Annotated in this window: 14 protein-coding genes; 13 read left to right on the top strand and 1 reads right to left on the bottom strand. The window is 39.0% G+C overall.

Going from position 1 to position 13,841, the window contains the following annotated elements; translation table 11 throughout:
* The first annotated feature begins 35 nt into the window (after positions 1 to 35).
* The 5 genes from HWQ37_RS30220 (at position 36) to HWQ37_RS30240 (ending at position 2,800) form a co-directional block, all read left to right on the top strand.
* Entirely contained in the window at positions 36 to 272 is a 237-nt protein-coding gene (locus tag HWQ37_RS30220; protein WP_292754107.1) for a hypothetical protein, read from the top strand.
* On the top strand, positions 269 to 535 hold the full coding sequence (locus tag HWQ37_RS30225) for a type II toxin-antitoxin system RelE family toxin (protein WP_292754109.1): 267 nt from the start codon (positions 269 to 271) through the stop codon (positions 533 to 535). The genes HWQ37_RS30220 and HWQ37_RS30225 overlap by 4 nt, the downstream gene beginning before the upstream one ends.
* A gap of 174 nt (positions 536 to 709) precedes the next feature.
* Positions 710 to 1,261 (top strand): Uma2 family endonuclease, encoded by a 552-nt coding sequence (locus HWQ37_RS30230; protein ID WP_292754111.1) that lies wholly within the window; start codon positions 710 to 712, stop codon positions 1,259 to 1,261.
* A gap of 95 nt (positions 1,262 to 1,356) precedes the next feature.
* On the top strand, positions 1,357 to 1,827 hold the full coding sequence (locus HWQ37_RS30235; RefSeq protein ID WP_292754134.1) for a DNA phosphorothioation-associated protein 4: 471 nt from the start codon (positions 1,357 to 1,359) through the stop codon (positions 1,825 to 1,827).
* A gap of 31 nt (positions 1,828 to 1,858) precedes the next feature.
* On the top strand, positions 1,859 to 2,800 hold the full coding sequence (locus tag HWQ37_RS30240; protein ID WP_292754113.1) for an HNH endonuclease: 942 nt from the start codon (positions 1,859 to 1,861) through the stop codon (positions 2,798 to 2,800).
* Here HWQ37_RS30240 and HWQ37_RS30245 read toward each other — a convergent pair whose 3' ends face one another.
* Positions 2,801 to 4,399 (bottom strand): DGQHR domain-containing protein, encoded by a 1,599-nt coding sequence (locus HWQ37_RS30245; RefSeq protein WP_292754115.1) that lies wholly within the window; start codon positions 4,397 to 4,399, stop codon positions 2,801 to 2,803.
* 246 nt (positions 4,400 to 4,645) lie between these two features.
* On the opposite strand from HWQ37_RS30245, the gene dndC reads away from it, so the two are divergent.
* From dndC to HWQ37_RS30285, 8 genes are all read left to right on the top strand, one after another.
* Positions 4,646 to 6,304 carry a DNA phosphorothioation system sulfurtransferase DndC gene (dndC, locus tag HWQ37_RS30250; protein WP_292754117.1) on the top strand — a complete coding sequence of 553 codons (1,659 nt, stop codon included), beginning with the start codon at positions 4,646 to 4,648 and terminating at the stop codon, positions 6,302 to 6,304.
* 79 nt (positions 6,305 to 6,383) lie between these two features.
* Entirely contained in the window at positions 6,384 to 7,004 is a 621-nt protein-coding gene (locus HWQ37_RS30255; RefSeq protein ID WP_292754118.1) for a Uma2 family endonuclease, read from the top strand.
* Positions 7,005 to 7,197: 193 nt separating this feature from the next.
* The gene (gene dndD / locus HWQ37_RS30260; protein ID WP_292754120.1) at positions 7,198 to 9,186 is read left to right on the top strand and encodes a DNA sulfur modification protein DndD; all 1,989 of its coding nucleotides are present in this window, start codon (positions 7,198 to 7,200) and stop codon (positions 9,184 to 9,186) included.
* A gap of 62 nt (positions 9,187 to 9,248) precedes the next feature.
* A complete protein-coding gene (locus HWQ37_RS30265) occupies positions 9,249 to 9,503 on the top strand; it encodes a hypothetical protein (RefSeq protein WP_292754122.1) in 255 nt (84 codons plus the stop codon).
* A 234-nt stretch (positions 9,504 to 9,737) separates the two neighbouring features.
* Entirely contained in the window at positions 9,738 to 10,124 is a 387-nt protein-coding gene (gene dndE, locus HWQ37_RS30270; protein ID WP_292754124.1) for a DNA sulfur modification protein DndE, read from the top strand.
* 180 nt (positions 10,125 to 10,304) lie between these two features.
* The gene (locus tag HWQ37_RS30275; protein WP_292754126.1) at positions 10,305 to 11,759 is read left to right on the top strand and encodes a DNA phosphorothioation-associated putative methyltransferase; all 1,455 of its coding nucleotides are present in this window, start codon (positions 10,305 to 10,307) and stop codon (positions 11,757 to 11,759) included.
* A 278-nt stretch (positions 11,760 to 12,037) separates the two neighbouring features.
* Positions 12,038 to 13,339: an AmpG family muropeptide MFS transporter gene (locus tag HWQ37_RS30280; RefSeq protein WP_292754128.1), complete on the top strand. Its 1,302-nt coding sequence runs from the start codon at positions 12,038 to 12,040 to the stop codon at positions 13,337 to 13,339.
* Positions 13,324 to 13,731, top strand: a complete 408-nt coding sequence (locus HWQ37_RS30285) for an ABC transporter permease (protein ID WP_292754130.1) — start codon at positions 13,324 to 13,326, stop codon at positions 13,729 to 13,731. Before HWQ37_RS30280 ends, HWQ37_RS30285 begins: the two co-directional genes overlap by 16 nt.
* Positions 13,732 to 13,841 lie beyond the last annotated feature (110 nt).

Here is a 13,841-nt window from a genome sequence, read left to right on the forward strand (position 1 = left end):
GGATAAAAAGTCAAACCATGCGAGGATGATTAAAAATGAACGTACACGAAAGAGAACAGTTAATTAAAGATATTAACGTACTCCTACATCAAGCTTATGACAGTACTTTAAATGAAATTCATGCACTCTTAAAAAGAATCGATGATGTAGACGATGAAGAAGACTTAAAAGCCATTAAAGAAGCTAGGGAAGATATACGCATTAATGGTACTGTATCTTGGGATGAAATTCAAAACGAAATAAGAAACGAAATAAACAAGGATGTTGCGTGAGTTACGAAGTTGAATTTTCAAGGGGTGCGAAAAAGCAGTTTAGGAAACTACCTATAGATGTACAACAGCGCATACAAACTAAAATCAACGAGTTGGCAATAGAACCGCGTCCAAACGGGGTAAAAAAATTACAAGGTGATGATAATTCATATCGGGTTCGAGTCGGAGATTATCGAGTTGTTTATGAATTAGCTGATGATGTTTTGATAATAACTGTAATCAAAGTAGGACATCGTAGCGATATTTATAAAGATGAAAGTTAAGGAGATGAAGTTCATTTAACTAGTGTTGATTTTCACTTTCCTATTTCTTTGGTTTATGAGGATGTGCAGTTTGCAAGATAGGTTTTTGAAAAACGAACCGCAGAGGCGCAGAGGACGCAGAGAGAAGAGAAGATGTAAAGTTTAAATTATCCTTAACTCATTAGAAGATGTTTTATGAGTATTAAAACTGAAGCAACTATTGAAGATTTGTACCAGTTACCTGACAATTGTAAAGCAGAGATTGTCAATGGGAAATTGGTGCTGATGTCTCCAACTGGATTTTTACCAGGACGTGCGGGTGGTGAAATTTATGCAAGTCTACGGGATTATGAACGTCTGACAAAAAGTAGTTATGCCTTACCTGATAATGTCGGTTTTATTGTAAATCTCCCTAATCGCCGTTCTTTAAGTCCTGATGCCGCATTTTATATTGGCAAACCTACAGGCGGGAAGTTTCTGAATGGTGCGCCTGTGTTTGCTGTTGAGGTGCGAAGTCAAAATGATTACGGTGATAAGGCTGAAAAAGATATGGCTAGTAAACGCCGTGATTATTTTGCGGCTGGTACTTTGGTAGTTTGGGATGTAGATGTATTTAAAGAGGAAGTTATTAGAGTATATCGTGCGAGTAACCCTGAAGAACCGCAAGTTTTTCGCCGTGGTGAGGTGGCTGAAGCTGAACCCACACTGCCAGGATGCACTATGTTAGTGGATAATTTGTTTGTTTAGGCGATCGCTCACATACTAGTATAAAATAATAGGCATCACTTTTAACTTCCGGTTAAAATAGCAACACAGTATATATTAAAACAATGGCTGCAAAAATGGCTGCAAACAGAATCAGGGTTGCTAAAGATAAGGCTGAGTTGGTAAAATCTCTAGTCGCATCAAAAGACACAACTGGGCCTTTTCAAACTTATGTAGAAGTTATGGTGTTTGCAGCAGCATTGGGCGTTAAAAATAAAAGACGTGTTCCTTTAGGGGAAACTACAAAAAGAGAACCATCTCCAATTCCACAAGAAAATTTTGCTTCCTTGGGATATGACCTAATTATTAAATTATTAGGAATCAATGAAACTCAAGATATCAACATACTCTCATCTAGAGAAGAACAAGATGAAGATAAACGTACTCAAATATTTGAAGAGTATGCTAACGCCGGACTGGAAATTTTACAAAATGAGTTACGGGGTTCTGTTGACTACTCAGAGCGACTTCTATTAGTTCTGATTTCTGAAAGAGGAACAAAAGAACAGCTAGAAGAAGAATTTGACCTCAGTAAATTCTTAAATTGATTTTTTTGCTTAATTAATTAAGTTATTAAATATGAAAAATATAGCTTATTATTGTCAACTGCTTGCTGAATTAAATGTGAGTAATAGCAGAAAGCGTGGTAATGCTCAATATAAACCAATATTACTTTTATCTGTAATTGATTTGATTGCGCGAGGTATTATCACTACTAATGAGATTCCAGTTTCAGACGAATTAATTCAAACATTTGAGAGGTATTGGAATGTAATCGGTTCCCCGTCATACAAAGGTGGTTTACACTATCCTTTCTTGCATCTGCAAAATGAGGGTTTTTGGTATTTAAAATTTAAGCCTGAATTTAATGGGTTACAGCCAAAAACAATTAACAAACTAAAGGAGGCTGTTGAATACGCATATCTAGACAATGAATTACTTAACTTTTTGCAAGATGAACTTTGCAGAAAAGAACTAATTGATGCACTTGTGACAGCTTTCTTTTCTGATAATGAAAATGATATAGAGGCTATTTTACAAATAAATCAAACTTTTCAAGAGGAATCAGTAGAGATAGAAAAATTAATTGAAACAGGAAATTTAGAGACTAATCCAAGGTTTAGCTTGAAACGGGCAGTTATTAGAAATGCTTTCTTTAGGACAGCAATTATTCGTATTTATGACTACAGATGTGCCTTTTGTGGGCTAAAAGTAACTAAAAAAGTAAATCAAAATATTGTGGATGGTGCACATATTAAGCCATTCTCACAGTTTTATGATAATAAAATTCATAATGGAATAGCACTGTGTAAAAATCATCATTGGGCATTTGATAGGGGTTGGTTTACTGTAGATGAGCAATACCAAATTATAGTCACTAATAATTTGGAAGAAGTATCTCCCCATGCTAAACCTATAAAAGATTTTCATGGTGAAACAATACTTCTTCCAAATAAAGAGCAACACTTTCCAGAACTGGAAGCGCTGCAATGGCATCGCCAAAATATATTTAAAGCATAATTACAAGATAGGTGGAAGTCCTACCGCTTTCGGTTCAACAAACTCACCATCAAAACCTATAGTTTTATCTTCCACAGTTCTAGCATCCGCCAAAGCCTTACGAAGTTCAGCACGTTCCATCTGTTCCTGAATTCCACCCAGGATATAAACCAATAACTTCGCCGCCAAATCTCGTCCAGCAACCTGCACCCGCTTTTTATTTGGGTCGTACAAAACCCCATACCAGAGAGATTGGGGATATTCCATACCACTAAAACCACCTTGCTGGTCAAACTTCCGCAGTTTCTTAAAAATATCTGCGAGTGAAAAACCCTTTTTAAAAACCAAAATTCCCAAAGCTTGCGCTAATGCAACTTGAGCAACCGGACGGAAAAGCATATTTCCTTCACCTCCATCTTTCTCAAAGCTAAATCTCCGCAAAGCTAGTGTATCCTCATGTTCTAAAATTTTATAACTAGAAAGACTAGCCAAAGAATCAAATAGCTTTTTAAATTCCTCAATTCCCTGCTCAAGTTCTTCATCCTCTGGACGCATGGGAATTAGACCTTTCTCTAAAGGTTTCCAGTGAGGGAACTTTTGAGCCAAATATCGCTCAGACATATCTTGCAGAGCTTGCAAAGTGGTCAAAACTGTAGAATTAGAGGCTACGGTTGCACTATTCCAATTAACACGAGGATTGCGATCTTGTTGTTGTTCTAATAATGGATGTGTAACTGCAATTTTTCTCGCAACGATCGCAAAACCATCATCTTCATTCAACTGTGTTAGTTGCCCTTTAGTCAAGGGTGCAGCCATCAGGTTAACATGAACAAAAATCGATCTTACCCTCCGCCTCGCCTGAGTGCGAGTTTCCCCAGCCGCTACCGCACAGATAAACTCAATACCAATTTTTTCCTTGGGTAAATTTTGCAAGTAAGCAAGGTCTACTTGGTACTTTTCTATCAAATCATTGACTGTAATAAAACTGTCATCAACACCTTTATCTTTTTTATAGCGCTGGAGTTTACGAGTTTTAATTAACTCCATCAACCCCTGAACTCCCATTAATCGATGTTGACCATCTAACGCATAAATAGTCACATTATCTTCAGAAATATTTAACAGACCTACTTTTGCATCTTTATCTAGGGGGATGAAATCAGTAGTAGATTTTGTGGCGCGTCCTTCACTATCCCACTCAGCAGCTTTAGGATTATCTACCCACGGTTGATTAATTACTACTAGTACTGGCGGAAATTTGTGATTTTGTCGAGCCGCTAAATACTGTACTAGCGGTGCTTGACGTGACCAATCAAGGGGACGCTGCTGAATTTCGTCAATACTATCCGCGTCAATCTCGACATTATCAGTCTCATGATTATACTTTTTTTGAAACAGAGGTAAGCCAGAGGCGAAGTGAACCCGACCGGCGAACCATTCCAAGGTAACAGAGCTAACATAAGCCTCAGTACCGCCCATCTCAGTTTTTTGAACGAGAATCTGATCTTTTCTCCCTAAAAACTTCTCTAGGAGTAAAGCTAGTACCTGTTTTTCCTTGTTTTCCCGTTCCAGGTACTCTCTAGCGATGTCAGCAGTTGGGTCAGATGCACTATCTTTCATGTTAAATTTTAAAAACAGAATGGAATTATGTAGTTTAATTATCTAAAAATTTGGATATTAGTAGTAAAGTTTTTAAAAACTTTTCTTCAACCCACGCAGGTGGGTTTTGCCTGTGTAGCCGCGAATTCTATTCGCCCGGATATTATTTTTTTCAACCCAGGTCGGTGGGTTCTGTTTGTATAGCCGCGAATTCTATTCGCCCGATTCACCCGAATATTACGCTAATATTTCCAGAGAGAAGGAGAAATGACTACAGCACAACAACCAGAAAAGACAGTTCAGCAAGTACGTACTGTAGCAGAGTTAGTAGACTATATCCAAGTTCTCACCACTGAAATTCAAGAATTGTATTGTTTAGATGACATCCCTTGGGTGGTGGGCTATTCGGGCGGCAAAGATAGTACTGCTACCTTACAGCTTATCTGGAATGCGATCGCAGCACTACCAATTGAAAAGCGAAAAAAGACTATTCATGTTATTACAACTGACACACTGGTAGAAAACCCTGTAGTCTCTGTTTGGGTACGCAAATCTTTAGAAAGGATGAGGGTTACTGCTAAAGAACAAAAAATGCCCATTGAACCCCATTTATTACATCCAGAAATTAAAGAAACATTCTGGGTAAGCTTGATTGGTAAAGGTTATCCAACCCCGCGAGGAAAATTTCGTTGGTGTACAGACCGTCTGAAAATTCATCCTTCTAACCGCTTTATTCGTGATGTGGTTAGAGTAAATGGGGAAGTTATTCTTGTTTTAGGTACGCGCAAGGCTGAAAGTGTCAAACGTGCTATCTCAATGGAAAAACATCAAGCCGGTAGCCTAAAAGATCGCCTAGTTTCTGATTCAAGTTCACCGACATCTCTACTTTATCATAGTGCAAGTTTGCCTAATTCTTTAATTTATAGCCCTATCGAAGATTGGCGTACTGATGAAGTTTGGATTTACTTAAATCAATGGCAAAACCCTTGGGGATATAGCAACAAAGATTTGTTCACCATGTATCGAGGTGCTACAGCAGATAATGAATGTCCTTTAGTTGTTGATACTTCTACTGCTAGCTGTGGTGATTCTCGATTTGGCTGTTGGGTTTGCACAATTGTTAGTAAAGATAAATCAATGGAGGCAATGATTCAAAATGATGAAGAAAAAGAATGGATGCAGCCTTTATTAGATATCCGCAATGAATTAGATAATAGAGATGACCGCGATAAAAGAGATTTCCGTCGCATCTGGGGAGAAGTTCAACTTTTTGAGCGTCATGTAGATGGTGAAGCTTCTATTGAACCAATTCATGGCCCCTATACTAAATATTGGCGGGAACATTGGCTTAGACGATTATTAGAAGCGCAAACAAAAATCCGTCGGACAGCGCCAGAAAATATGCGCGATATCACCCTAATTACTCTCGAAGAAATGAGCGAAATTCGCCGCATTTGGCTAGAAGACAAACACGAATTTGATGATAGCTTACCCCGGATTTATCAAGAAGTGACTGGCGAAGAATTTCAAGACCCGCGTCCTGGTGCTGACTATAGCCTACTAGGTCGTGATGAATGGATAGTATTAGAAGAAATCTGTGAAGGTGATGCGATGCACTTGGAACTCATGGCGAAATTATTAGACACAGAACGCCAGTATCGCAAAAAGACTCGTCGCGTGGGAATATACGAAACCCTAGAAAAATGTTTTAATACGAGTTCCCGTTCCCCAGAAGATGCGATTAAAAATGCTCGTTTGAAACGCGAATTAAGCGAAGCAGTTAGTCAAGGTGATGTTGCCAAAGTCAAGCAGATGACTTTGGGCGATGTTCCAGCAGTTGATGAGGTAGATGAAGTTAAAAGTGAAAGTGATGAACAGGTAACTTGGGGAAGTATGAAATTTAAAAAGAAAGATTCAGAAGAATAGAATAATAGAAGATGGGAGTCAACAAACTACTTAAAGAACGCTTGACAAAGTTGGGTTATCTTAAGACAAGCGAGGTTCTATGATTCAAGCCAAACACAAATTAGTAACTTTTGAAGATTTTGCCGCTTGGCGGCCTGAGGGTGGGAGATACGAATTACATGATGGCGTGATTGTTGAAATGGCACAACCAGTGGGAGATCATGAGGATGTTGTTGGTTTTTTGGCGCTAAATATATCTATCGAAATTGGGCGACAAAAACTTCCTTACTTCATTCCAAAAACTGTATTAGTCAAGCCATTTGAAGGTGAATCAGCTTATTCACCAGACATATTAATAATCAATCGACCAAATTTAGTGAATGAGCCTTTATGGAAAAAAGAATCAACTGTATCTCAAGCTGCATCTATTCCATTGGTTATTGAAGTTGTTAGTACTAATTGGCGAGATGATTACTACAAAAAATTAGCTGATTATGAAGCTATAGGTATTCCCGAATATTGGATTATAGATTATGCGGCTATAGGTGCTAGGAAGTTTATTGGCAATCCTAAGCTGCCTACTATATCCATTTATCAATTAATTGATGGTGAGTACCAAGTTACTCAATTTAAAGGCGATACCCATATTGTCTCGCCTACTTTCCCAGAATTGAATTTAACCGCCGAACAGATTTTTCAAGCTGGAGGTGTGCAAATCTAGCCACGCTTACCAACACCCAGACAGATACAATCGCATTTCTTAACAGTTAGTGATGGTATTATCTATATTTCATAGACAATATTTTTTCTCAATGCGTCAGACAAAATCATCTAATTAATTTTATCTGATTCCTTTCATCACAAACTTTCTGCTTCTGCGATCGCTGTCGAATTCATGTTAATCTTAAAAATTAATGATATTTCTTGAACTCGTCTTACAAAACTTTGGCCCCTACAGTGGAAAACAGGTAATCAACCTTAACCCAAAAATTGATGATGAAAACTCGCGTCCAATCATCCTATTAGGTGGTATGAATGGCGGCGGAAAAACTACGCTTATGGATGCCATTCGTCTCGCCCTTTATGGCGCTCGCGCCCAATGTTCTACCCGTGGTAATTTAAGTTATAGCGATTTTCTCAATCAATGTGTTAACAATAAAATTGATCCAGTTGCAGACACCCGGATTGAATTACTTTTTGAACATATTGAAAATGATAAACCAATAAAATACCGTGTTGTGCGTAGTTGGACGAAAAATCCTAAAGACGGTAAAGATACATTAGGTATTTTAGGCGACAGTGATACATGGCCTGATGCTTTAGTTAATATCTGGGATGAATATATTGAAAATCTTCTGCCATTAGGGATTTCTAACTTATTTCTCTTTGATGGTGAACAAGTTAAAGAACTTGCAGAACAGGAAACACCGCCACCAGTTGTAGTAGATGCAATTCGCGGGCTTTTAGGTTTAGAGTTAGCAGATCGTTTAGCAGTTGATTTAGATATCTTAGTTAATCGTAAACTTAAAGAAGTTGGTAATAGTAAGGATTTAGCAAACCTAGAGGAAATTGAAACTAGGTTAACCCAACAGCAAGAAGATTATCAAATAACAGGAGAAAAATTAGAAACTCTTAAAAATCAGGTAGAAGAGTTAGAACAAAAACAGCAAGAAGCCTTTGATAAATTTATTTCTGAAGGTGGTAAGATTGCAGCCGAACGTAATCAATTAGAATTACAACAGGATACAAAAACTGCGGAAATTGAACAAGTACGTCAGTCAATGTGTGAATTAGCGGCTGATGTTTTACCTCTGGCATTAATTCCTAATCTGCTTAATCAGGCGCAAGCACAGGGAGAAAAGGAATTTCGCCATCAACAAGTACAAATTTCTAAAGATTTGTTAATTGAACGAGATCAGCGTTTACTGAATTGGCTAAATCAAGTAGAAATTTCGCCGATACAAGTTGAAAAAATTCAATCATTTTTAATCCAAGATGTAGATAGTTTATATGCAAAGACTATTCAGATAGAAGCACCTTGGTTATTAGCTGATGATGAAACTTTAAGTCAGCTAGATAATCTCATATATCATTTACAAAATTCTAAACTTGCTGCAAAAGAGAAATTAGCTATTCTCAAAAATAAAGAAGAAGAAATTAATACTCTAGAAAGGCAAGTGCAAACAGCAGCAGCACCAGAAGATTATACAAAGCTGCGTCAAGCACTAGAAACGGCACAAAATCAAGTTGTTGAAGCTAAAGCAAATTACGAAACAATCCGCCGCCGTTTAGCTGAATTAGAAACTACTATTGCCAAGTCAAAAAGAGAATTAAGTGATTATACTGTAGAAAATATTAAACACAAAAATAGCGAACATATTATTACCTCTGCGGCTAAAGTTCAAAACACACTTAAGATTTTTCGTGAAAAATTAACCTTGAGAAAACTCAATAAATTAGAAGAGGAAGTTAAAAACTGCTTTCTTTATCTACTGCATAAATCAGACTTAGTGCATCGCATCACTATTGATACTAAGACTTTCAGCCTTTTGCTTTACGATTTAAGTGGTAAACCAGTTCCTAAACATCGCCTCTCGGCTGGCGAAAAACAACTACTAGCGATCGCCTTTCTCTGGGGTTTAGCCAAAGTCTCTGGACACCGCCTACCAGTCGCGATCGATACGCCACTAGGTAGACTAGACTCATCTCACCGCCAAAACTTAGTTGAACGTTACTTTCCATCCGCCAGCCATCAAGTGATTTTGTTATCTACGGATACCGAGATTGGTAAAAAAGAAGTTGAAACACTGCGAGAAAATGAAGCGATCGCTCGTGAATACCTGCTCAAATACGACTCCTCCACCCGCCAAACTACAGTGATAGAAAATCAATATTTTTGGTAGTAGATATCGTCTAAAAAAGATATTTATAATATGTATAACGATCTTTGGAAAGTAGATAATCAATGATGAACTCACCACATTTACTAAAAATAGAGCATGACTTAAGTACCTTATCATTAGAAGAATTAGAATGCTTATTAGAACGTATCGCCCAAAAAGTGCAAGAAAGAAAGCAAATATTAAAGAAATTAACTGATATTAAATATATGAATGAGCAACTAACTGCAATGGCTATTGATGTAGATATACAAACAGAAATTACCTCCATAAACAATGAATTTAGTGTTACGGAAATGGATGGTTTAGAAAAGCTGTGAGCTATGATTCTAATACCAATTATCTATGAAGATGCACTTAATTATCTTGGGACGTAGCGAATTATCTTTAAAAAACCTCCGCGTACCTTTGCGTTGAAAAAAATTAGAATTTAGCGCAGCTTTATAAAGAAACGGTATAAGATGCTGGAAGTTGAAACGGCGGTTCGTTACTGTTTGGGTTTATGAGCAAAAACTACCTCAATTTTTAGTAAAACTCGTTATTGAAGAATTATCATGGAATCGCCAATCGAAAGAATAAAACTCTCTCAAACAGCCAAAGAGCAACTTACCAAACTTAAGCGCAGCACCAAAATCGACCAATGGAATATTCTATGCCGTTGGGCGTTTTGTCGTTCCCTCGCAGAAGCAACCGCACCATCCCCCGTCCCAATTCCCCAAGATAGCAACGTCGAGATGAGTTGGCGCGTCTTTGGCGGCGAAATGTCCGATATTCTCCTCCTCGCCCTCAAGCAACGCTGTCACAATGACGGTTATCCCACCGACAAAGAAACCCTCGCCACCCAATTCCGCTTACATTTACATCGCGGTATTGGTTACTTAGCTGGCGATCCAAATATCAAGAAAATTGAAGATTTAATTGAACTGGCCATTAAACCTTGACAAAATATTAGCTTCTAGGTGTCTTAATTAGGACTTACGCAAAATAATGAAAAAACGAACCGCAAAGGACGCAAAGGACACAAAGGAATAAGAGTTTCAGAGAGTTATTGCGTAAGTCCTATTAATTACGAATTACGTTAGCGAGTATTCGAGCGTCATTACGAATTACGAATTAATATTATGCCTGAAGCGTTAGAAATCGAGCGTCATCGAGCTGCGATCGCTCGCACTGATTTATCTCGTCCTGTACGATTGGCAATAGAATGGGCAATCCTCAATCCAGACACCACTTTTTTTGACTACGGTTGCGGCTACGGTGGTGATGTCCAGCGAATAGCAAACTTAGGCTACACCAGTACAGGCTGGGACCCTTACTACTACCCTGATGTCCCACGCACCGCCGCCGATGTGGTCAATTTGGGTTATGTTCTCAACGTCATCGAAGATTCAGAAGAACGTCGTCAAAGCCTTACCCAAGCTTGGGAACTTACCGGGAAAGTTTTAATTGTCGCTGCCCAAATCCTGATTAACGCTCCCAGCAAAACCCAACTTGCTTACAATGATGGCATTGTGACGCGCCGCAATACTTTTCAGAAATATTACGAACAAGCAGAACTCAAAACTTATATTGATCAAGTTCTAAATGTCGATGCAGTACCGATCGCTTTAGGTGTCTACTTTGTTTTTCGAGATGAAGCCGAAAAAGAAAGTTTCAAAGCTATTCGCTTCTTTTCTGCTACTTCTACGCCGCGAGTTCGCATTCCTACTAAGCGGTTTGAAGACTATGAAGAACAGCTACAACCACTTATGGCTTTTTTTACCAAGCGCGGTAGATTACCTGTGAAAGGCGAATTGGAAAATGAACAGGAATTACTCAGCGAATTTGGTAACTTTCGCCGCGCCTTTGGTGTAGTTTTGCAAGCTACTGATGAAGAAGAATGGGATGCGATCGCTTATCGTCGTTCTCTAGATATCCAAGTTTACCTCGCCCTGACCCATTTTGATAAACGCCCAGCATGGCAAAAGCTAGCCCCAGAAATGCGTCACGATATCAAAGCCTTCTTTAGTAGCTATGAGGAAGCGTGCCTTGTAGCCGATCAAAAACTTTTCAGCTTAGGTAAACCTGGGGTAATTAAAACTGCGTGCGAAAAAAGCAAAATTGGTAAACATACGCGGGGTGCGCTTTACGTCCATGTTTCAGCATTAGCATCACTTGACCCCATACTACGAATTTGTGAAGGTTGCGCTAGTCGTACCATTGGGCGTGTCGATGAAGCCACATTGATTAAATATCACACAGATAAGCCGCAAATATCCTATCTGTCTTACCCCGAATTCGACACTGATCCTCATCCGGCGTTAAAAGCCAGCATCGGTATTGATTTAAAAACCTTAGTTGTCACTCATCGAGACTATGCAACTAGGGAAAATCCGCCAATTTTGCACCGGAAGGAAACATTTGTTACCAACAACTACCCACGCTACGAAGAATTTGCTAAACTCACTCAACAAGAACAGGAATTAGGGCTGCTTAACCAAAAAAGCGACATAGGTACGCGTGAAGGTTGGGAAAAATGCCTTGCTGCACACGGGGTAGAAATTAGGGGGCATCAGGTTTATTTAAATAATTCGTAATTCGTAATTCGTAATTAAGTTTTGTGTTAGCGAGTACTCGATCGTCGCGTCCGGGGATTTAGACCCCGACCCAAAACGTTCTACCGTCGTTAGGCAGGGGAATTAAACCCCTAAACTTTGTTAATTAAGGAAAATTAAGGAATAATCACACTGTTAGAGTATTGCTGATATGTATCTTAAATAAAGAAAATTTTAGCAGGTTTGTGTGTTTACACGAAATTAGACAGGAGTTATGGCAAGATAACTGCAATTCAATATAAAAAGGAATCTTCAAGATTGTGGAACGAAATAAATCGCTGCTACGAATTTTTGGCAGCCCGAAGATGGGAGCTTTGTTATTTCTTGGCTTTTCATCAGGGTTGCCGTTATATTTAACTAGTCAGACGTTACAAGCATGGTTGACCAAAGAAGGAATCGGCTTGGCCGCGATCGCCGCTTTTAGTTTAGTCAAGCTACCCTATTCTTTAAAATTTCTCTGGTCGCCTTTACTAGATAGATTTGTACCGCCTTTTTTGGGTCGCCGTCGAGGTTGGCTGGTAATTATACAAGTAGCATTACTGTTAAGTATAGCTGCAATGGCTCTACAACACCCATCTCAAGGGCTACAACCTTTAATAATTACTGCTGTGGCCGTTGCCTTTTTTAGCGCTAGCCAAGACATTTTAGTTGATGCTTACCGTACTGATGTAGTGGAAGTAGAAGAAAGAGGTGCTGGAGCATCTATTTATTTATTGGGTTATCGCCTTGCCATTTTAGTAACCGGTTACGTTACGTTATTTTTGGCAGACAGAATGCCTTGGCAAGCCGTTTACTTGTTGATGTCGCTGTTGATGCTGGTAGGGGTGGTAAGTTCTATTTTTGCACCAGAACCAGTTTTACGCGATCGCCCGCCTCAGACTTTATCCGCCGCCGTCAAATTACCCTTCATTGAATTTTTCCAGCGTCACGGCTGGCTACAAGCACTTTTAATCTTGGTATTCATTGTGATTTACAAGTTGGGGGATTCTTTACTCAAGAATGTATCCACCCCATTTTTGTTAGATAAAGGCTTACATTTCACTCAAACCGATATCGCCTTTCCTGGCGCACTAGGAATTTTCGCCACTATTATTGGCACTTTGGCAGCCGGAGCAATAATGACCAAAATTGGTGTTAATCGATCGCTCTGGATATTTGCCATCATGCAAGCTGTCGGTAACTTAGCTTTCTTTGCCTTAGCAGTAGTCGGTAAAAACTTTTATCTCATGTTAGCTGCCGTTAATATAGAACAATTCTGTGCTGGTCTAGAAACAGCTGCTTTTGTCGCATTTTTGATGAGTCTTTGTAACCAAAGCTTTTCAGCGACACAGTACGCCTTACTTTCGAGTTTGCAAGCTTTTAGTAGAGATATTCTCACAGCTCCAGCAGGTACATGGGCGCAAGCCACCGGCTGGTCTACATTCTTTCTACTGACAGCAATGGCTGCTTTACCAGGATTATTATTATTGCCTTTTTTTGCACCTTGGAATCCAAAGCCAGTGGTAGTATTATCCAGACCAGGACTTGATGACGAAGAAGAGGATATATGGGGAATCAAGTAGTTATTGCTGTCGGCACATTTATTCTCTTACTGACTGGTTTATTACTTGGCTATGTTCTCTCGCAGTTAGTTCTAGGATTCCTAGCATTTAACCTTCTAACTTTTTTTGGAACACTCAGCCTAATTTTAATTTTTGGTACACTTTATTACGTTTTATTTTGGCAATTGCGGAGAGAGCAGTCCAGACCATCAACTATAAATGAAGGGATACCAAACCAGGTAGAGGAAGGTTCATCTGATAGCTATCTCAAAAACAGGCTAATTGCTAAATTATCCGGTGATACTGCTGCTGCCGAACGGTTAATTGAACAGGCAAAGGAGACTTATCCTGGGATGCCAGAGAATTGGTATTGCGAAAGAGTGCTTGACGACTTAGAGCGCGATCGCCAATAGTGGGGACTGGGGATTGGGGAGATGAGGGAGCAAGAATTTTAGATTTTAGATTTTGGATTTTAGATTGAAATTTAATCCAAAATCCTCAATCCAAAATCCAAAATTGAATT

The organism is Nostoc sp. NMS4 (genome assembly GCF_017115095.1).
In the GTDB taxonomy this organism is placed as follows: Bacteria; Cyanobacteriota; Cyanobacteriia; order Cyanobacteriales; family Nostocaceae; genus Nostoc.

What these genes read in the sequence shown, in the direction of transcription:
- HWQ37_RS30255 (WP_292754118.1), top strand. Translation starts at nt 6,384, where the DNA reads ATGATTCAAGCCAAACACAAATTAGTAACTTTTGAAGATTTTGCCGCT.
- HWQ37_RS30265 (WP_292754122.1), top strand. Translation starts at nt 9,249, where the DNA reads ATGATGAACTCACCACATTTACTAAAAATAGAGCATGACTTAAGTACC.
- dndE (WP_292754124.1), top strand. Translation starts at nt 9,738, where the DNA reads ATGGAATCGCCAATCGAAAGAATAAAACTCTCTCAAACAGCCAAAGAG.
- dndC (WP_292754117.1), top strand. Translation starts at nt 4,646, where the DNA reads ATGACTACAGCACAACAACCAGAAAAGACAGTTCAGCAAGTACGTACT.
- HWQ37_RS30275 (WP_292754126.1), top strand. Translation starts at nt 10,305, where the DNA reads ATGCCTGAAGCGTTAGAAATCGAGCGTCATCGAGCTGCGATCGCTCGC.
- HWQ37_RS30285 (WP_292754130.1), top strand. Translation starts at nt 13,324, where the DNA reads ATGGGGAATCAAGTAGTTATTGCTGTCGGCACATTTATTCTCTTACTG.
- HWQ37_RS30230 (WP_292754111.1), top strand. Translation starts at nt 710, where the DNA reads ATGAGTATTAAAACTGAAGCAACTATTGAAGATTTGTACCAGTTACCT.
- HWQ37_RS30245 (WP_292754115.1), bottom strand. Translation starts at nt 4,399, where the DNA reads ATGAAAGATAGTGCATCTGACCCAACTGCTGACATCGCTAGAGAGTAC.
- dndD (WP_292754120.1), top strand. Translation starts at nt 7,198, where the DNA reads ATGATATTTCTTGAACTCGTCTTACAAAACTTTGGCCCCTACAGTGGA.
- HWQ37_RS30240 (WP_292754113.1), top strand. Translation starts at nt 1,859, where the DNA reads ATGAAAAATATAGCTTATTATTGTCAACTGCTTGCTGAATTAAATGTG.
- HWQ37_RS30235 (WP_292754134.1), top strand. Translation starts at nt 1,357, where the DNA reads ATGGCTGCAAACAGAATCAGGGTTGCTAAAGATAAGGCTGAGTTGGTA.
- HWQ37_RS30220 (WP_292754107.1), top strand. Translation starts at nt 36, where the DNA reads ATGAACGTACACGAAAGAGAACAGTTAATTAAAGATATTAACGTACTC.